The organism is Lacipirellula limnantheis (assembly GCF_007746075.1).
GTDB classification, from domain to species: Bacteria; Planctomycetota; Planctomycetia; order Pirellulales; family Lacipirellulaceae; genus Lacipirellula; species Lacipirellula limnantheis.
The window spans coordinates 4,570,064-4,587,129 of record NZ_CP036339.1; the positions used below are offsets into that span (position 1 = coordinate 4,570,064).

General features: G+C 58.4%; 19 protein-coding genes. 13 read left to right on the forward strand and 6 right to left on the reverse strand.

What is annotated here, in order from left to right; translation table 11 throughout:
- Nucleotides 1-424 precede the first annotated feature (424 nt).
- From ku to I41_RS17710, 4 genes are all read left to right on the forward strand, one after another.
- Nucleotides 425-1,276, forward strand: a complete 852-nt coding sequence (ku, locus tag I41_RS17695; protein WP_145434230.1) for a non-homologous end joining protein Ku — start codon at nt 425-427, stop codon at nt 1,274-1,276.
- A 62-nt stretch (nt 1,277-1,338) separates the two neighbouring features.
- Nucleotides 1,339-1,572, forward strand: coding sequence for a hypothetical protein (locus I41_RS17700; RefSeq protein WP_145434231.1), 234 nt, complete (start codon nt 1,339-1,341; stop codon nt 1,570-1,572).
- Between the two features lie 14 nt (nt 1,573-1,586).
- Nucleotides 1,587-1,886 (forward strand): outer membrane protein assembly factor BamE, encoded by a 300-nt coding sequence (locus tag I41_RS17705; RefSeq protein ID WP_145434232.1) that lies wholly within the window; start codon nt 1,587-1,589, stop codon nt 1,884-1,886.
- Between the two features lie 470 nt (nt 1,887-2,356).
- Nucleotides 2,357-2,563, forward strand: a complete 207-nt coding sequence (locus I41_RS17710; RefSeq protein ID WP_145434233.1) for a hypothetical protein — start codon at nt 2,357-2,359, stop codon at nt 2,561-2,563.
- Between the two features lie 57 nt (nt 2,564-2,620).
- On the opposite strand, the gene I41_RS17715 is transcribed toward I41_RS17710, so the two are convergent.
- Nucleotides 2,621-2,899: a hypothetical protein gene (locus I41_RS17715; RefSeq protein ID WP_145434234.1), complete on the reverse strand. Its 279-nt coding sequence runs from the start codon at nt 2,897-2,899 to the stop codon at nt 2,621-2,623.
- An 898-nt stretch (nt 2,900-3,797) separates the two neighbouring features.
- Here I41_RS17715 and I41_RS28660 point away from each other — a divergent pair.
- Both I41_RS28660 and I41_RS27345 read left to right on the forward strand, forming a co-directional pair.
- Nucleotides 3,798-4,139 (forward strand): ferredoxin, encoded by a 342-nt coding sequence (locus I41_RS28660; protein ID WP_145434236.1) that lies wholly within the window; start codon nt 3,798-3,800, stop codon nt 4,137-4,139.
- A gap of 428 nt (nt 4,140-4,567) precedes the next feature.
- The gene (locus tag I41_RS27345) at nt 4,568-4,720 is read left to right on the forward strand and encodes a hypothetical protein (protein ID WP_168206981.1); all 153 of its coding nucleotides are present in this window, start codon (nt 4,568-4,570) and stop codon (nt 4,718-4,720) included.
- Between the two features lie 1,453 nt (nt 4,721-6,173).
- Here I41_RS27345 and I41_RS17730 read toward each other — a convergent pair.
- Entirely contained in the window at nt 6,174-6,770 is a 597-nt protein-coding gene (locus I41_RS17730) for a hypothetical protein (protein WP_145434237.1), read from the reverse strand.
- A gap of 675 nt (nt 6,771-7,445) precedes the next feature.
- Between I41_RS17730 and I41_RS17735 the strand changes: the two genes are divergently transcribed.
- Both I41_RS17735 and I41_RS27350 read left to right on the forward strand, forming a co-directional pair.
- Nucleotides 7,446-7,790, forward strand: a complete 345-nt coding sequence (locus I41_RS17735; RefSeq protein ID WP_145434238.1) for a hypothetical protein — start codon at nt 7,446-7,448, stop codon at nt 7,788-7,790.
- Between the two features lie 871 nt (nt 7,791-8,661).
- Nucleotides 8,662-8,799, forward strand: a complete 138-nt coding sequence (locus tag I41_RS27350; RefSeq protein WP_168206982.1) for a hypothetical protein — start codon at nt 8,662-8,664, stop codon at nt 8,797-8,799.
- 102 nt (nt 8,800-8,901) lie between these two features.
- On the opposite strand, the gene I41_RS17740 is transcribed toward I41_RS27350, so the two are convergent.
- Nucleotides 8,902-9,201: a hypothetical protein gene (locus I41_RS17740; RefSeq protein ID WP_145434239.1), complete on the reverse strand. Its 300-nt coding sequence runs from the start codon at nt 9,199-9,201 to the stop codon at nt 8,902-8,904.
- A gap of 578 nt (nt 9,202-9,779) precedes the next feature.
- Here I41_RS17740 and I41_RS17745 point away from each other — a divergent pair.
- Complete coding sequence (locus I41_RS17745) at nt 9,780-10,193, forward strand: RrF2 family transcriptional regulator (protein ID WP_145434240.1); 414 nt, start codon at nt 9,780-9,782, stop codon at nt 10,191-10,193.
- Nucleotides 10,194-10,731: 538 nt separating this feature from the next.
- Nucleotides 10,732-10,917 carry a hypothetical protein gene (locus I41_RS17750; protein WP_145434241.1) on the forward strand — a complete coding sequence of 62 codons (186 nt, stop codon included), beginning with the start codon at nt 10,732-10,734 and terminating at the stop codon, nt 10,915-10,917.
- Here I41_RS17750 and I41_RS17755 read toward each other — a convergent pair.
- Nucleotides 10,914-11,273, reverse strand: coding sequence for a hypothetical protein (locus tag I41_RS17755; protein WP_145434242.1), 360 nt, complete (start codon nt 11,271-11,273; stop codon nt 10,914-10,916). The genes I41_RS17750 and I41_RS17755 overlap by 4 nt on opposite strands.
- Before the next feature lie 465 nt (nt 11,274-11,738).
- On the opposite strand from I41_RS17755, the gene I41_RS17760 reads away from it, so the two are divergent.
- On the forward strand, nt 11,739-11,906 hold the full coding sequence (locus I41_RS17760) for an SDR family NAD(P)-dependent oxidoreductase (protein ID WP_145434243.1): 168 nt from the start codon (nt 11,739-11,741) through the stop codon (nt 11,904-11,906).
- Between the two features lie 285 nt (nt 11,907-12,191).
- On the opposite strand, the gene I41_RS27355 is transcribed toward I41_RS17760, so the two are convergent.
- Nucleotides 12,192-12,341 (reverse strand): hypothetical protein, encoded by a 150-nt coding sequence (locus I41_RS27355; RefSeq protein WP_168206983.1) that lies wholly within the window; start codon nt 12,339-12,341, stop codon nt 12,192-12,194.
- 750 nt (nt 12,342-13,091) lie between these two features.
- Here I41_RS27355 and I41_RS17765 point away from each other — a divergent pair.
- Both I41_RS17765 and I41_RS17770 read left to right on the forward strand, forming a co-directional pair.
- Complete coding sequence (locus I41_RS17765; RefSeq protein ID WP_145434244.1) at nt 13,092-13,526, forward strand: hypothetical protein; 435 nt, start codon at nt 13,092-13,094, stop codon at nt 13,524-13,526.
- Nucleotides 13,527-14,148: 622 nt separating this feature from the next.
- The gene (locus tag I41_RS17770) at nt 14,149-15,906 is read left to right on the forward strand and encodes a hypothetical protein (protein ID WP_145434245.1); all 1,758 of its coding nucleotides are present in this window, start codon (nt 14,149-14,151) and stop codon (nt 15,904-15,906) included.
- A 645-nt stretch (nt 15,907-16,551) separates the two neighbouring features.
- Here I41_RS17770 and I41_RS17775 read toward each other — a convergent pair.
- The gene (locus tag I41_RS17775) at nt 16,552-17,013 is read right to left on the reverse strand and encodes a hypothetical protein (RefSeq protein WP_145434246.1); all 462 of its coding nucleotides are present in this window, start codon (nt 17,011-17,013) and stop codon (nt 16,552-16,554) included.
- Nucleotides 17,014-17,066 lie beyond the last annotated feature (53 nt).

The following is a 17,066-nucleotide window of genomic DNA, read 5'->3' on the forward strand; positions in this document are numbered from 1 at the left end:
TTACTGGTTTGGTGGGGACGCCGTGCTCTGCGGCCGGAACGCCGACGCCCGGTTCGCCCTTGCCAACGAGCGGCTTCTTGGGTTTGGACACAATTACACCTCCGGTGAGAGAATTGGAACTGCCGGAAATCGATGCGATTTGCGTGCCGCGTATCGACGTGTGCGTGGCTCGACAGCACGTTGGTCGGACACGGCAGGATCCTGGCCCCTTAGTAACGAATCAGGGTCGCTCCAGGCACTGCCGATGGCCGGTCAGATGACGACCGAGCCGAATTCCAGATGACCTAGGCTCGCTCCCGGTTCTGGACAAAACCGCTACGTTCCGAAGTTCCTTAAGCCGGCACGGCGAGTGCCAGCATTACTATTTAGGATGCTAGCTTAACGCCAGGAGGGTCCGTCTTCGTTGCCCTCCGAGAGTATCCCGATGCCCCGCCCCAGCTGGAAAGGCCACATACGGCTCAGTCTCGTCTCGGTCCCCGTCGAGGGGTACACGGTCGCCGCGGGCGGCGATTCCCACATCGCGCTCAACCAGCTCCACCGCGGCTGCGGAGCGAGAATTCGCTACAAGAAAGTCTGCGAAGTCCACGGCGAGGTGACGCAGGCCGATATCGTTAAAGGGTACGAGTACGCCAACGACCAGTATGCCGTCATCGACCCTGAAGAGATCAACCAGCTCCGCACCGATGCTGATCGAGCGATCAACATCGACCGCTTCGTAAAGCCCGAGCAGCTCGACCCCATCTACTTCTCCGGCGCGAACTACTACCTGATGCCTAGCGGCCGCGCCGGCGAGAAGCCCTACGCCCTGCTTCAGAAGGCAATGGCGGCGGAGGATGTCATTGGAATCGCCCAGGCGGTGATCTCCAACCGCGAGCAGCTGGTTGCATTAAGACCCTTGGGAAACCTGCTGACGGCATCGGTGCTGAACTACGCCAGTGAGATGCGTAGGGGCGAGGAATTTGAGAAGGATTTGCATGACGGGGAAGTCGTTGCCGCTGAAGTAAAACTGGCGCGCACGCTCATCTTGGCCACGCGAGCCAAAGAACCGGAGCTTGAGTCATACCACGACCTGTACAACGAGCGGCTGCGGGAATTGATCGACGCCAAGGTCGCGGGACAGGAAGTCTCGCGGCCGCCGAGTCGTGCCCTGCCGCCGACGATCAATATTATGGAGGCGCTACGGGCGAGCCTACAGAAGCGGGCGAGAGGGGCTCCTAAGACGGTTGCCAAGAAAACGCCAAAGCGGCCGCCGGTGAAGAAACGCAAGACGGGATGATTGCCTAGGGGTGATTGTCAGCGGGCGTTGTGATCACAACCCTATGCAGTGAGAGAAATCCTGTGCAACGCATGTTCATCAACGCCGCCGTCTGCAGCCCGACCGAGACGGCCGGCGAGTTTCAATTCGTGGCCTATACCGGTGGGAACATTGCCGAGAACTATCGTCGGACCATGTCGCTCGATGAAGCTCAGGCGGAACTAGTGACGCTCGCCGCCAAGTATGGCTGGCCGCCGATGATGATGGACGAGCCATTCCCGCATCGTCCCGCGCGGCTGGGCGGCTTTGGCGAGTGATACAATCTATTACCATGCCCCGCCCCCGCTTCACTCTCCGCCGGCTCTTCCTTGCGATGGCAGTCGCGGCGGTCTTCTTCTGGGCCGGTCAACTTATTCACTCAGTCGTCGGCTCCGTCGTGCCAACAAGCGCCATCGCGCAGTTGCGGCCGGGGATGAAAGCCGAAGAGGTCAAACGCTTGTTAGAACAGCCGACAAGCATCGACGAAGGTTATTGGCTCTACGAGAAGCCAATGAACCCTGGCTGGTTGGGGATTGGATTTAACGAGAACGGGGAACTCGTGGGGTACGACCACGAGACCGTCCTGCCGTGAAGCCTCTCATCCCTGCGGGCGGCGAAGGCGGCGTTGCTACTTAGGTCGCTTAAAGTAAGCAACCACTCCGGAGTGCTCCGGAGCTTTCTGAACGACTGAGACGAGTTCCCATCCCTCCGCGCCCTCACCATTCATATTGCCTAGTTCATTGTAGCTTCGGGCGAGATACTCACACTTAACCGTCGTAGGAGCAGGGCCAGGAGCTTGGCCAACAGTCGACGGTCCCGACAGTATCTGGCCCATTACGACGACGATCACAGCAATAACTAGCGAGGCAGCTGTAACTCTCATTTGGAACTCCGCCGAAGAGACGAGAAGTTGGGGCAAACTCCCCGCCACTCTATCGCTCCCGCTCCCCAACCGCAAACTTTCCCGTTTCCTGCCTCCGATTTGGGCTCCACCCACCCGCTGGCCGCAAGATGTACGATTGGCGAGCGTAGGTTTCTTGCGCTGCCGGTATCGTGGCCGGCATGAGCCACAACAAGAGCAAACGCCAACTCAGCCATATCGGTCGCAACAACCGAAGCGTCTGGATTCAGCCGGCGTATCTGGTAACCGCGAAGAACGGCATTCGTGTCGTCGCCACCGCGGCCGCGGAGACGAGGGCGGAAGCGTTACAGATCGCCGAGGCCTTTGCTCTGGAGCACAAGGCAGACCAGATCATCGACCAAACCTAGATGATGGCTCGCTGCACGTGGCGGGTAATTCCTAGCCCCCAATCCTCAGGGCCGGAGTCAGGGACGAAGTGCCGATGCCAGTGCCACCGCCGCGATAAAGCTAGGCAAGAAGCCCCACTTCCAAAACCATAGATCCACGGCCGACGGGTTCCACGGGCGTCGTAAAGCGATGAAGGCGGCGGCTAACCAAAAGCCGAGCATCGCCGCGGCGCATACGCGAGCCGTCCATCCGCGATCAAGCATCAGAGAGGAAAGGATCGCCACTGAAATCTGGACGCAGAGAGCAACGCGAGCGGCGTTGTAATAGTCACGGGAGATCAAGTCGGGAGACGCCATTCCCACATCCTAACCGCCGCCCACAGAATGGACGTGACCGTTTTTGTATGGCGAGCTTCTCGTCGCGAAGGTTTTTGCCCGCTTCACGTTCCGTATGCCCTAGCCCCCAGCCTCCCGGCCGGGGTCCGAACCTCATCTACCAGCGAATGTCCTGTCCATTATGGCCGATCCGGAACTACTGCAGCAGCTAAGAACGGCGTTCACAGCGATCGCGACAAGGGAAGTGCCGAACGAGGAGCTTGCCCGCCTCGCTCATTGAGTTCGCGACGCGATACTGGAATTAAACCGTTTAAGCCACGACGATCTCACGCCAGAGCAGTGGCAACTTTGTAGCGACATGGAGCATCGCATCCGAGAAACGGCTAAGGGTAACTTGTCCCCCCAGCCTCTACCGGCGCTCGCTGTTCGCGCGTTGGCTGCTTTTGGATGGGAAGTCTAGTCCCCCTCAAACCCGCCACACCTAACCCCGCACCACTGGCCGGCAGAGGTTGAGGCCACCATGCGTAGAGCGAGAAAGAAGCAGCCCTAGCCCCCAGTATCCCGGCCGGGGTCAGGGGTGGAGAAGTGGCTTGCGAGATAAGCAATGGCCGGCTCCGAAAGGGTCAATGGCTCTGGACCACCGCCATCAATGAACTCAAACGCCGTGCCGAATGGCCAATCGCTTTTCACGCTGCGAGACAGAAACTCAAACCCATGATCATCGCCCCGCCAGTCGTGCCAGAATCTCGCAATCGGTCGGTCGTCTGCATAAATGCGATACTCGTAATTTCCAGAAGACTCGCGGCATCGCGAATCAACCTGCTCAATGCGGAAGCTCGCAACCTTTGCCCGTCGACCGATCTCCATGCCCCGCATTGTAACCGCCGGCACGGAAATGCAATCTGGCTAAAATAGCCGCATGAATTCACCAAGAATCGTCCGCCTGTCAGTGGATTCACGGGCCTGCCTAGCGCACGAGCTATGTGTTAAGGCATGCCCGCAAGTCTTTTCACTCGCAGAGGGGGTTGTGTCGCTAAATCCCAACTTCCAGCAGTATTTGGAAACGCACGCCGAGCAGATCCTGAACGCTGAGGGCCTCTGCCCAACTCGTGCAATCGTTGTCGAGACAGAACCTCCCCGTCCTCAACCGCCAGCGTCGCCACTGGACCCCACACTCAAGGGAAAGTCCATCGCTGAACTACTAAGGGCAACACGCGGGCTTCCGCCGATGCCGCTTTGGTGGAAGTTTTGGCGGCGTTGACCGAACTAAGAGGGGCCGCACGCTTCGTTCTCGCCATCGATTCCGAGCCCCCTTCTTCGCTGCGCCAGATGCTCCCGGAAGGGTCCCATCGACTCGTCAACTCACGCCTCCTGTAGGCCCTCAGGCGGCCTGCTCTCGCGAGCTAACGGGGCAGCGCGACCTTCGCAACGCCCCTCAAAAACTGGTGCTTAAGTCGCCGTCTAGGGCGTGGCTGGAGTGCGAGAGCGACACGGGTGACAATTATCACGACGACGTTTTGCTGGACATCATGTCCGGCCAAAGTAATTCCTCGCGCGCATTATGAAGTTTGCCTTCGCGGTCTCCGCTGCCCCAGCGGCGTCAGCGCGGCACGTCGATCGTCTGGGCGAACGCCGCCGACCGATGGGCGACGATCGCGAAGGCGGCTGGCGTCGGCGCAGCTGAGCGGGGTGCTGATCAACATCGTGACCGGCGCGATTGAAGTTACCAGCAGCAGCGACAAGCTCGTTGAAGCCTTCGCCAGCCCAGCGCACAGCTACCAGAAGAACATTGCCCGCCGACCGGCTTCGTTGATCGGTCGTATACCGGATGTCAGCGGCTGATTCTCACGTACATCAGCCGCTCTGGCTTGGCCCAGGATTTGCGCTCAGCGGCTTCCTCGCTCAGGACAGCCGCGCAGGGCTGCAAGGCGTCAGCGTCGTTGTCAGGGCCATTAGCGGCCATATATTCTTTCTGCCGCCTTTTGCCGGGACGGGGGTTCGACCCCCCGGCACGGCTAGTGGGTCCCCTAAGGGGATTAAGTTTTCGCAAAAACTATAAGGGTTTCAGGGACAATTAAATATCAGCTCGCTATTTAGTCTAATGGGCTGAACCCAAGGAGGACTGCCCGATGGCCAAAGATTACATCACTCGATTTAAGATTACCGGGGTTGCCCATAACCCCGAGCATTAAGCTGCTCGCTACCAAACAGCGTAGCCAGCGTGCTGCTCGACGACCGAATCCGCTCAGCGCACTGGTGACAATTATCACGCATTAGCAGTCCGGACATAATGTCCGGCGTTCCCCGAGACGCGGTTGGCGGGTAGGCAGTCGTTCTCCGCTGCGCTGATACCGGCGACGAGCAAGTTTGCAAGTTCCGCGTGACGCTGGTTGGGCGTTGGTGCACAACGACGCGCAGTTTGGGTCTAATGAACTGCCGCAGCGCTCGATCGACTACTAGAGCTCGCAATCAGCGACCCTCACGCCATCCGACTCCCCGCAGAGAGCTTGCTGGATCTGATGCGTGGCATTGGCTTGTGGAATTGCGCCGTCATCACTTCACCGGTCCAACTCTTGCCGGCATCACCCCGCCCTGCAGAGGGGTGATCGACTTCCAACCCGGCACCGGGTTAGGTTACTTCCCTGCAACGGGTTCAAGTTGATCGGCGTCCATGGCAGTAGTGGCCATCATGACACGGAGGGTGAAGCGTGAACGGGGCATGGGCTTAGACATCCAATGCGGCAGCTCGATCGTCGTACCCGAATCACTGCGACAACGTCAGGTCCGAAGGCCGCCTCGAACAAGATCCTGCGTCACGGCCACCCGCCGACCATGCTGTGATTGCCAACGGTAGAGCACCTCGGCAAAGCTGATGACATGGGTCTTCTGCTGCGCGGTTGTACAACGAGCAGCGTCCGCATACCAGCCAAGGAGATGCGTCTGAGCTTCTGAGCGTCCGTCAATCCGGTACGCAAGCGTCGTCAGCGTGTCAACGCGTCGATCGTGAGCGTGTCCGCGGCCCGCTTCTCTGCTTCGCGGAGTCTACAACACGGCGACCGTCGCCAGCGAAAGCGGCGACGACCGTCATCCCAACCAACGCTTGCCGCGAAGCAGAACGTCGCCATCGCGTAGCGGATGAACTTGGCCATTCTCTCAAGAATCACGACCACTCCTAAAAGCAGAGCGGATGACGGTCATCCCAACCGATGCCGACCGCAGCCTGAATCGGCGTGCGCGGAAGGATGGAATGTAACAACGCCGACGTTACCGCCCGCAGAGAGCCATGGATAGGCAATTAGCAGCCTGCCCTATCCAGTACGATGTAGCCCTCTTCGTCGCAACAATCAGTGGCGATTCGCTCAACGCGAACCGCTTGAGCCCTCAATTCTTCGACTGTGACTGTCTTTTGATTGACATCGCTTACGAAGCTATCTCTCACGCTCGCGAATGCTATAACCGCTGGCCGACCGACGGCACACCATCTGATTGCTTCCCCTACTACTGCGAGGTCGAGCCTGCCGCGACTCAGCAACCAGAGGGCATGACCATTGCAGAAGCACATCGGGATTTTCGGCATCTTGTCGGGGGTCGCATTGGAAGGCTCGGTCAAAAAGTCTTCGATAATGCAGATCGCTTTCTCACTCCTGTCGCCGTAGTCGACCATCGCCTTCTCCAGCCACGCACTGGCAGCAATTGCATTCGCTTCATATCCGTGAGTGAAGTCCAGTTCATGAGGACGATTCGACAAAGCCAAATAAACTGCGTCACGCTCGTCGAACAGTGGCGAGCTAAGTGCTGCAACGACGGTTCCGCTGAGATGATTATTGAGGTACGAGATGGCGGCGCTGCGCTCATGAGACTGAAGCAAAGCCAAAAATTCTTTGTTGTCCATAGCCATCATCTTGGGGCGAGGAGTGAGAAGGTTTGCGGAGCCGCCTGACAGGCTAGTTTCAGGAAGCGACCGAGCCGCCTGCAAGCGCGTTTGAAAACGATTGTGCGAGAGCGACGCCGGTGACAATTATCACGACGAAGTTTTGCCGGACATCATGTCCGGCCAAAGTCATTCCGCGTGCACCCGTTATGAAGTTTGCCTTCGCGGTCTCCGCTACCCCAGCGGCGTCAGCGGCGGCACGTCGATTGTCTGTGCGAACAACGCCGACCAATGCGTGACAATCGCGAAGGCGGCAAGGATGGCGAGGCGGCGCTTCATCGCAACAACTCCGCATGTGAAACACCGCCGCGCCGGACGACCCAGGCGCGGCCAGACGGTGGCAATCCGTCCAGAAGACATGACCGCGGCAAGTATTGCCGCCAACGAGCTTCAACAGGCTGGCTTAATTGAAGCGGAGCCGCCATCGGCTGGCAATTCTGCCCGCATTGATGTTCTACGATTCAGGGCGACTGACCTTGCGCGGCGGTTTGCGAATTCCGCGCTCGGCGATTGAACTCAGGAGGCCACGCCCGCCCCTCGCCGCGAATCACGGGCGATTCTGTGCGGTCGGTTTCTGATACACTGCCGCGAATGGGGCTGCTGCGATACATAATGCCAAGATTCACGCTACGCGCCATGCTCGTGGCGATGACGCTGCTTTCCGCCTTCTTCGCCTACCACATCAATTGGATGCATCAACGACGACGGGAACTGGTTGCATACGAGAGTTACCACAAGCACCAATCGCGAACTGGCGATGCAGAGTATAAGGAGCGTCTACAGACCTTTTGCCATCCGTTTATGGCAAGGCTTGCCGACAATGAGCTTCCGCTAATGCTGCGCGCCCTCGGTGAGGCACCTCAGTCATACTTAGAGAAGGAATGGGACGACGAAGCCACTTGGCTCAGAGAAACCGACCGACTTGAAGAAATCTTTCCGGAGGCGGTGATCTGGGTTGAGATGCGCGGCGGCGATCGCTAGCTCCCCATGCCCCGCCCTCTTTGGGGCTCTCTTCTCAGTAGACGGACTAGATCGGCGTACTCGATAGGCTGGCTCTTCGGCGATCCAGTCCGTAAATCGTCGGCTAGATTGCTAGCCACTGCCAATGTGCGTTGATCAGACATGACTCCCCAAAAGAACATGAAAAAACCGATCAGAAGATTGATAGTAAAGATGGGTTTCATACGCCCACATTCTAACCGCCGGCGCGGGAATGCAATCCGATGTCGACCGCTGTAAAATGACGCCATGAGCCGCAGCATGCGAATCCTGAGGGATTGGCCGGAGGGCCTTAAGAAGCTCTCCATAGAGGAGCTACGCGCCCAGCGACAAGAATGGAATCGACGCCTAGGCCTTCCTCACCATCCCGCGAACCGTAAGCGGTATCAGGCGCGGGTGCGGGATATCGACGCCGAGATTGACTCTCGCAGCGACGATTCTGAGTAGCACGCGCCCCCCGACGGGGGCCCACGCACTTATTGCCCGCCATCGATTCCGAGCCCCCCTTTTCCTCGGAGTCTGATACTCCCGGAAGGGTCCCATCGACTCGTCAACTCACGCCTCCTGCAGGCCCCCAGGCGGCCTGCTCTCGCGAGGAAACGGGGCAGCACGACCTCGCAGACGCCCCTCAACAGACGGGTCCTTAAATCGCCGTCTAGGGGCTGGCTGAACTGCGTCGGAAAGCGGGCGACGAACAAGTTGCCTAGCGCCAACATCAGCGTTCACGCGAGAGACGATTTGCGGAGCCGCCCGCCATGCTAGTTTCAGGACGCGGCCGAGCTGCGCGCAACCGCGTACTGAGCGCGAGAGCGACACCGATGACAATTATCACGACGAAGTTTTGCCGGACATCATGTCCGGCCAACGTCACTCCTCGTGCACGCGTTATGAAGAGCGCCTTCGCGGTCTCCGCTACACCAGCGGCGTCAGCGGCGGCACGTTGAACACCGCCGACCAATGGGCGACAATCGCGAAGGCGGTAAGGAAATAGCCTTAAAAGCTGCCTGAAGGCATAACGATTGCGATGACCGGGCCGCCGCTGTCGATCATCTATTTCAATAACGCGTTTCGGCGCTTCGTGTCCATCGCGTGGTTATCCGTCCTTTGTTGAATCTAAGACGCGAGATGGAAGTCCAAGATACGCGAGTATTACGCACGACAACACCATCCCGAGCGCAACCAGCGAAACCACCGCAGAGCGTTTACTTGCTGCATTGTACCGATCAATTACCATCTCCTCCATCTCGTGTTGGCGATCAGCGTCGACGAATTCGCGCAGTGGCAGATAGTAGTAGTCGGCCGTGAACGCACCGGGGCCCTGTAATCGAAAGAGTTGGAACACCACCATGAATGCCAGGAGGACAATGGCGATCGTTAGAAATGCTCGCGGCATGGCATCATCCGATTTCAGTGACAGAACAGAAAATATTGATCACATCGCCGGTCGATCATTTCCGTGGGATCAGCAACGGCGAACCCGACCGCCATGAATCGACGCAGAGCGAATGAGCGTCGGCTTTCCTCTTGGACGCCCTCTGGCACCCTGCTTCGGTCTCGGTGGTTCGGGTCTCGCCAATGCATCCCGCCACTCTACCGCCCCCGCGCCCCGGCCGCAAACTTGCTGTATGTCATCCGGACGGAGCGAGCCTAATTGCTTCACCGGCCTTCAGAGTGAGGTGTATAGCCCAGATGGTGAGAGCCGCGAAGGGAATAGCATTCAGCCACTTAATTGGGCCCACGTCGCGTGCCTTAGCGCAGTCACGAAGAATCAGACACGTTATCGCTAAACTCGCCATTGCGACGGTTTGTGGGATGATTAGCATCATGCCCCCCAAATATACCCGCTCGCGACGGACGGGGCGAAAGCTAGCCCTAGCCGCCCGCCATCCAAGCCAATGCCCCTCGCGTTCAGATTTGAACCCATGGCCCCGGCCTGACTAAAGTGGAACTTCACACGCCGAAGGTTCCACGATGAAGCTGACCAAAACCAGCGCCTACGCCCTGACCGCCTGCCTGCAGCTCGCTGCGGCGAAGCCGGGTGCGACGCTGAACACTGAGTCGATCTGCGGCCCCGCCAACATGCCGCCGCGGTACGTCATTCAGATGCTGAGTCAGCTGGTGAAGGCCGGGGTCGTCAGCGGTAGGACGGGGCGCGGCGGCGGCTACACACTTGCCAAGCCCGCAGCCAAGATCTCGCTACTGGCCATCATCGAAGCCGTGGAGGGACCGTTGGCGAACAGCGGTGCTATCGACGCGTCGCACCTTCCCGCCAAGCCCCGCAAAGCGATCGAAGGGGCGTGTGCTGCCATCGTGGCGGACGCTCGCAAGCGATTGGCTTCAATTACGCTCGCGGAGTTGCGGGCGGCGAAGGCGGCTACGCTTTGATCATGGCCTGCCGGTGACGCAATTCGCGAGCGAGGCGTTTCAACCTTGCGGCATTCTTTGGCTCGGCCGCTTGTCCCGAGAGCCATACGCTGTTCACTGTCAAGAAGCATTCGGCCACTCGCCGGTTTTCTCTAGCTGCTGTACCGATGCGGGGGAGCACCAAATCGAAGTGATGCTCAATTAAGTGCTCAAACAAGCAGCACCATAGAGCGGCTCGGAGGTCAGCGCCGGGGCGGCGAGCCCATTTCAGAGCAAAGTCGCTCACCGCGATCGGATCGGAAGCGATGAATTCACCAACTCGTATAATCGCTTGCCATCGCGAATCGTCCGTCGCTCGCCCGGGTAGAAAGCGTTCGGCTTCAACTACTACGTCAGCAACTGTCGGCTGTTTCGCCATTCTCGCCACATCTACCGCTCTCGCTCCCCGGCCGCAAACTTTCCCGTTTCCTGCCTCCGATTTGGGCTCCGCCAGCCCGCTGGCCGCAAGATGTGCGATTGGCAAGCGTATGTTTCTTGCGCTGCCGTTATCCTGGCCGCCATGGAAGAAGAACCACGCAAAGAGCCGCCGGCCAAGCCAGCGTATTACTATCCCTTCAGCTACCCGACGCCGATTCCCTGCAGCGAAGAGAAGAAACGGGAGTATGACGAAATCGGCGAGCGGATCGTCGAGCAACTGAAGCAGCGGAAGGGGCGGCGAAGTCGCTGGCGGCCGCGGGAGGGTTAGGCGTCAGCGTCGCGGTCGGGGGCAGAGGAGCGGCGTCCTATACGTCGCATGCGGAGGGAAAAATACGCTTGCTCGCCTACGGTAAAGGCAAGAAACATTAGCGGCAGCAGAAGTCCGAAGAATAAAAGCCCCTGCCGAAGGTGATCGCCTCCTGCGGCAATCACGGTTGCACCGATCATGCACGCAAGAAAAAACCCTGTCGTCATGCGAAAAACTTTCCGTCGCATTGCCGGCAGTTCGTCATCAACTGCCTGGCGACCCCATTGGCGAGCGTAGAGATAGCCAGTGAAGGTGACCCAGCCAAAGAACAGTGCCAGAAAGCCGACAAGGGTAAACGGATCTTTCTCAAAGCTCATCAGACACCTCAGAACCTAAGGTCTCCCAAAAGTCGGAGGTCTTACATTTTAGCCGCCGCGGCAATGCAATCAGATAGGCGGCGACTAAAATAACTCCATGAAGAGATTCCGATTCAGCGCCCGACTAATGCTTTTGGTGGTCGCTTTGCTGGCCGTTCTCTCGGCCTGGGGCCGAGTCGCGTGGTCGGAATACTGGGCGGAGCGTGAAGCCGAGAAACAGCGGCTCGCTCAGCAGCAACGCCTAGCCGCTCGGCCGCGCCGGCAATACCGGCACACGCCAAGGCGGCAATGGAAAGCGCCTACCGCCGATGAATCGTCGCCATCTGCCGGCAACAAGTAATCACACACCACCCAATTCTGCATCCCACAATTCTCGGCACGCTGAACGCGTTGGGGAACCCCACGATTCGTTCCGCGGCCTCAACGACATCGGCTTCAAAGACAAACCCACTCGTAGCATCGACCATGACACCTGAGGCACCACTGCCCGTCGTCCTCGTCACCGGCGGCAACCGTGGCATTGGCTTGGAAATCGCCGCGCAACTGGCTGGTACCGGCTATCACGCCGTCGTTGGTTGCCGAGATCAAGCCAAAGGGGAGGCGGCGGTGAAAGGTCTGAGAGAGGCCTGGTGATGCTGCCGAGATCGCTTGGCAAATCGCGACGTCGCGACGACGATCAGCAAGAGTAGCGATGCGAGTCCGGTGGGCTGAGATTGTCGATCGAGTTGGCGCTACTCACGCCTCCTGTAGGCCCCGAGGCCGCCCGCTCTTGCGAGGAAACAGTGCAGTGCGACCTCGCAGATGCCCCTCAAAACAACTGGTCCTTAAATCGCCGCCTAGGGGCTGGCTGGAGTGCGAGAGCGACACCGGTGACAATTATCACGACGAAGTTTTGCTGGACATCATGTCCGGCGAAAGTCATTCCTCGTGCACGCGTTTTGAAGTGCGCCTTCGCGGTCTCCGCTGCCCCAGCGGCGTCAGCGGCGGCACGTCGATTGTCTGGGCGAACGCCGCCGACCGATGCGCGACAATCGCGAAGGCGGCAAGGATGGCGAGGCGGCGCTTCATCGCAACAACTCCGCATGTGAAACACCGCCGCGCCGGACGACCCAGGCGCGGCCAGACGGTGGCAATCGTCCAGAAGACATGACCGCCGTAAGTATTGCCGCCAACGAGCTTCAACAGGCTGGCTTAATTGAAGCGGAGCCGCCATCGGCTGGCAACTCTGCCCGCATTGATGTTCTACGATTCAGGGCGACTGACCTTGGGCGGCGGTTTGCGAATACCGCGCTCGGACGGTAATCATGGCCTAGACGAAAGAGTTATTGACACACTAACTCGACTGCCTACTCTCACTTAGCGGCGACGATCACCTGACACGAGTCGTCGCGGCTGTTCCTTTGCAGTTGCTCACACATCTACGCGGCCATCAGCACGACGCCGACCGTGCGGTCCCGTATAGACCCTTAGCTGCACCGCGCCGTCGGGCATTTCCGACCGTTGCGAAGCCACGATTGGCTGCCAACTCCAGCTTCCCCCGCCGCTGTTTTCTGACAGGATGCTATTGATGGGCCTCCAAAGGGTTAGGGGGAAAGGTAGCATAGGCGATCGCGGGCAACTAAACTGCGGGTCCCACGGCCTCAACGTTGACGGGACTAATAAATGTCACTCTGTCGTTCGATCTGCTCGATAAGCGCTCTCTTCGCTCTTCACGGCGGACTGCTCGACGCTGCACCTCTCACGTTTCGGCTTGTTGAGAATGGCACCGGGGCCGTTGCCGCGCATCTCACTCTCAACGACCCCGCCCCATTTACATATGTGAATGTTCAACTACTCTCTTTCACGAGTTACGGTGCGACAGAGCTTACGAATCGAGGGATTCAGGCGTTTCCACTGCTAGGCGATTACAGCTATACCGTGCCAGCAGGTCCGTTCGCTGGGACATTCAACGACAACCCCAACGGTTCGGTGATTCTTGATGCAGATGGCTCTGGATTAATTGGAAGCGGCGGCCAGTTCGCCACGATCTTCGGCGATGCGCCTCTTCCAAGACCATTACTCGTCGCGACCTTGCGACTTAATTTCGGGGTGCCGAACAACGCCGTGCTGGCGGTGGATGAAATTCGAATCATTCCGAGCGGGGCAAATGGAGCCGCCATACAAGGCGAATGGCTGCTGGTTCCAGAGCCCTCAACTTTCGCAGGGGCGTCGATGACCTTGCTAACCTTCGCCGCCCTCCGTCGCCGCAACTAACACCTCCGCCTGCCCGCGACGGGACCAGACTTGCGGGCGGCGAAGGCGGCGTGACATAAGGAAAGAATTTGATGACGGCGAAATTGAGCGTAGCCAAATAAGAGTACGGGAGTCGTTGTCGCAAGTAGGAAGTTTCTGAGACTGATTCGCACCCTTTTCATTTAAGGGGCCTACTCATCGTAACCTGCGAGCGCACGCATTGCTCGTCGAACGCATGGTGATGCCGCTATGGAGTATGGTACCACCGAACATCCCAAGGTAGCCTACGCTGCTGCATAGCGTAACAACCGTCCCCAACAACACGGCGACGACGCTTACACAGATTAGCGCCGAGCGAATCGAGAACTGGCGACGGAAGCGGAGAACGCCGACGCCGCGGCGAGGGCGAAGATGAGGGTTGGCTCGGCGTCGAGCGACGTAAGCACCCAGGCGCACCTGCTCTGCGACTCAGTACATTCCATCCACGTTCGCCTAGCGGACTTAACTTGTGGCCGAAACAGTGGCGTCCTCGATACAATTGACTGGATCGAGCGGTCTACTTCATGGCAGTCAGTCCCACGCGTCGCCAGAACCTCTTTTCAAACGGCGTCTCATCATGGTTCACACTCGATGGAAGGGTGCAATGGCACTCCTTTTTATCTATTTGCGCTTCGCCACGCTTCTAAACGCGGACGACAATATCGCGGGACTTATTGACCAACTCGTCAGCATCGATACGCCGGGTACAGGTTACGCTGAGTATTTTTCGGGCAGCGATTTCTTACCTTACGACGACGCGGAGCAGTTGGGAACGTTAGTAATCGGCGCGACGGGCGAGCGGTCTCCCGTGATGCGGAAAATCGTCGCGGCCGGCTTCGATGCGGTTCCCGAATTGCTAAAACACCTCGGCGACGAACGCAAGGTCAACTTGCCGCCCGTCGAATCCGGCGGATTCGCCTGGATCGCGTTCGACAACGAGTGCGATTACAACAGGGCCACGAGAGTAGCGGCGACTCAGGGCGTCAATGTCGATAGCCGTGCGGAGCGCAAAGAACCACCTAAACGCCATGAGGTGACAGTCGGCGACCTTTGCTTCGTCGCCTTGGGTCAAATAGTGAATCGAAAATGGTCTGCGATTCGTTATCAGCCAACGGCAGGACGGATCATCAGCTCCCCGACTCATTCTACGAAGCTGAGACAAGGCATCCTCGCGGAGTGGGGCGCGCTGAGCAGGGAAGAACATCGACGGAGGCTGATCGACGATTTTCGCAAGCCAGATTCGGTAGACCGAATCATCGGCGCGTACCAACGGTTATCCCTCTACTACCCGGAAGAAGTCGAAAAGTTGGTCCTGGAACTGCTGGACCGACCCATCACGGACGCAGATAAGGCCTGGCAGTTTGCCGATCTACTTTGCGAAATTGAAGAGGCTGAGAAGCAACGGGGTAAACTCGAAGAATTACTCCGTCAGCACGGAGAACATTATCGCGAGGCAATTCAAGCACGCCTGTTCGAAACACTCAGGGGGACAGATGCGGTGGAAAAGATAGGCTACGAGTTGAGCCGTCGCGAACTACTCGCTCGAAAAACTCTTCACGAGGCCTTCGATTGGCCCGAACCTGTTCGGTTTGCCGACTGGGCGAAGACGCCCGTGGTGACGTTCGACAATTTGGTCGTGGCCCGCATCATCAAATCGCTGACGCATGATGACTCGCTCGCGATTGGTGAGCGAGTTCGGGCGATTATGGAGGCAGACAGATTTAAGAATGACACTGACATGGTTGAAGCGTGTCTGACATGCCTGGCGAGTCGCTCGCAGTTTGGCGATTTTCTCGCCGATCGGCTCCGTCAGGTCGACTTTCAGACTGCAACCGAGGAGCAGTTTCCCGGCTACTACCTGGCAGCGATTGCCCGTTCCAAATCGCCAGCTGTGCAGGCGGAGCTGGAGAGAATCTTGAGCACATCTGGAGACCCTGGACTGTTCACCGTCGCAGCGACGGTCAAGGCTCAAGATTCCTGGAAAGACGTATTAGATCGCGCACGAGGCGTATTAAACGGCTTGCCGCCTGACACAAAAGATGGCGGGCAGCTTCTAGAATTTATCGTCGAGAAGTCGCCGGCTGACGCGGAATCAGTTTTCAAGGACTTTCTCAAACCCAATACACCCTCGCGATGCAATTCAGCATGCGAAGTGCTGTGGGAGAATCCACTATCGCAAAAGGTTCTTGTGCCTCTTCTGGACGACGATCGTTCCATACCTGGCGTTAGACAATCGGTTCGCGATCGAGCAGCCTCCGCGATCAGCCACTCCATCGAATCAATTGACTTCGATTCCCTTTGGTTGAGATCGTCGAAGGATGCTGCAATTCTAAAGATCAAAGAGTATTGCAGCCAGCGATAGCCCTTGCACACCCGTCTGTGCCCCGCACGAAAATCCTTGCTCAGTTTTCGGGCTTAATTGGGCAGAGGAATGACCGCTTCCTTTCCAAGGAAGAAGTCATCAACGCAGGCCGGCGCTTCAACTTCGATCGCTTGTTGCTGCTCATAGCTCCGTCACCTTCCAGCCACCCCTTGGGCCTTGGTGTGCCGAGCGCGACCTGCGACCTCCTGAGGAGCAAGGGGGCCTTTGCTTAGCTTTCACCGACAACACGCGCGCTTCTACTTGGTGGGACGTCAGCTCCTCGCCGAGTTGCCGCCAAGCGGCTGGCAAGGCCGCGGCGAGATCGATCGCCAACGCTTGGCTTGAGCGTCATTGCTGACAGTTATCACGAGATAGTTGCCGGACATCATGTCCGGCGGCGATCGTCTAGCTCCGCCTGGCAAATGGCCCGACGACCGACGGCGTTCCGAGCACAGTGGGATTCGGGTCAGAAACCCCAAGGCGGAGGCGTTGGTCAGCTTGGGTGGACGCGTCGCTGACATCGCCTTCACGGTTTCCTGAACCAACGATGATCACGCTCGCCGCCATGGCCTCTGTGATCGCCTTCGCGGCTATACGGCGACTAGCGTAGGAACGGTTCCAACGCCTCATTCTTAAGCACCGGCTTCAGCCAAGCGTCAGCCGACTCGCCGCGACGCCCATTCCGAGCGTGACAATGATTACGGTCGCAGCAATGGCCAGCGTTTTGAGACTGAAACGAAACGGCCGTCTGATCAACAGGCTAATGCCAGTAAGCCCGCTAATTGTAACCATGAGCCAGTAGGGCACTAACATGCCCCAAAAAACTTGGCCCGCGTAAAACGCAGGAAGAGGGAATGAGATTAGATCGTCGAGATTGCGACGTTCCGAGGAATCAAAAAACAACCTACCTGTATCCTGACCCGACTGAGGGTAGATGCGCCGCAGTACAAGCCCCGCATTTTTTGACTCGACGCGCCACCAACCACGGGTCGGCTCTCGATACGCCACGATGTCGTTGTATCTAAAGCTACGCATCCACAGAATCACGAAGCAGGCGGTCGCCAGTAGGCAGGTGACGGCGACTGTTCGTTTGAGCTTGGGGAGCATGCTACAATGCTACCCGCATAGTTGATCGGGCTCCAAGCCTTCCCAATGTTAGA

What these genes read in the sequence shown, in the direction of transcription:
- ku (WP_145434230.1), top strand. Translation starts at nt 425, where the DNA reads ATGCCCCGCCCCAGCTGGAAAGGCCACATACGGCTCAGTCTCGTCTCG.
- I41_RS17705 (WP_145434232.1), top strand. Translation starts at nt 1,587, where the DNA reads ATGCCCCGCCCCCGCTTCACTCTCCGCCGGCTCTTCCTTGCGATGGCA.
- I41_RS17710 (WP_145434233.1), top strand. Translation starts at nt 2,357, where the DNA reads ATGAGCCACAACAAGAGCAAACGCCAACTCAGCCATATCGGTCGCAAC.
- I41_RS17715 (WP_145434234.1), bottom strand. Translation starts at nt 2,899, where the DNA reads ATGGCGTCTCCCGACTTGATCTCCCGTGACTATTACAACGCCGCTCGC.
- I41_RS28660 (WP_145434236.1), top strand. Translation starts at nt 3,798, where the DNA reads ATGAATTCACCAAGAATCGTCCGCCTGTCAGTGGATTCACGGGCCTGC.
- I41_RS17730 (WP_145434237.1), bottom strand. Translation starts at nt 6,770, where the DNA reads ATGGACAACAAAGAATTTTTGGCTTTGCTTCAGTCTCATGAGCGCAGC.
- I41_RS17735 (WP_145434238.1), top strand. Translation starts at nt 7,446, where the DNA reads ATGCTCGTGGCGATGACGCTGCTTTCCGCCTTCTTCGCCTACCACATC.
- I41_RS27350 (WP_168206982.1), top strand. Translation starts at nt 8,662, where the DNA reads ATGTCCGGCCAACGTCACTCCTCGTGCACGCGTTATGAAGAGCGCCTT.
- I41_RS17740 (WP_145434239.1), bottom strand. Translation starts at nt 9,201, where the DNA reads ATGCCGCGAGCATTTCTAACGATCGCCATTGTCCTCCTGGCATTCATG.
- I41_RS17745 (WP_145434240.1), top strand. Translation starts at nt 9,780, where the DNA reads ATGAAGCTGACCAAAACCAGCGCCTACGCCCTGACCGCCTGCCTGCAG.
- I41_RS17750 (WP_145434241.1), top strand. Translation starts at nt 10,732, where the DNA reads ATGGAAGAAGAACCACGCAAAGAGCCGCCGGCCAAGCCAGCGTATTAC.
- I41_RS17755 (WP_145434242.1), bottom strand. Translation starts at nt 11,273, where the DNA reads ATGAGCTTTGAGAAAGATCCGTTTACCCTTGTCGGCTTTCTGGCACTG.
- I41_RS17760 (WP_145434243.1), top strand. Translation starts at nt 11,739, where the DNA reads ATGACACCTGAGGCACCACTGCCCGTCGTCCTCGTCACCGGCGGCAAC.
- I41_RS27355 (WP_168206983.1), bottom strand. Translation starts at nt 12,341, where the DNA reads ATGAAGCGCCGCCTCGCCATCCTTGCCGCCTTCGCGATTGTCGCGCAT.
- I41_RS17770 (WP_145434245.1), top strand. Translation starts at nt 14,149, where the DNA reads ATGGCACTCCTTTTTATCTATTTGCGCTTCGCCACGCTTCTAAACGCG.
- I41_RS17775 (WP_145434246.1), bottom strand. Translation starts at nt 17,013, where the DNA reads ATGCTCCCCAAGCTCAAACGAACAGTCGCCGTCACCTGCCTACTGGCG.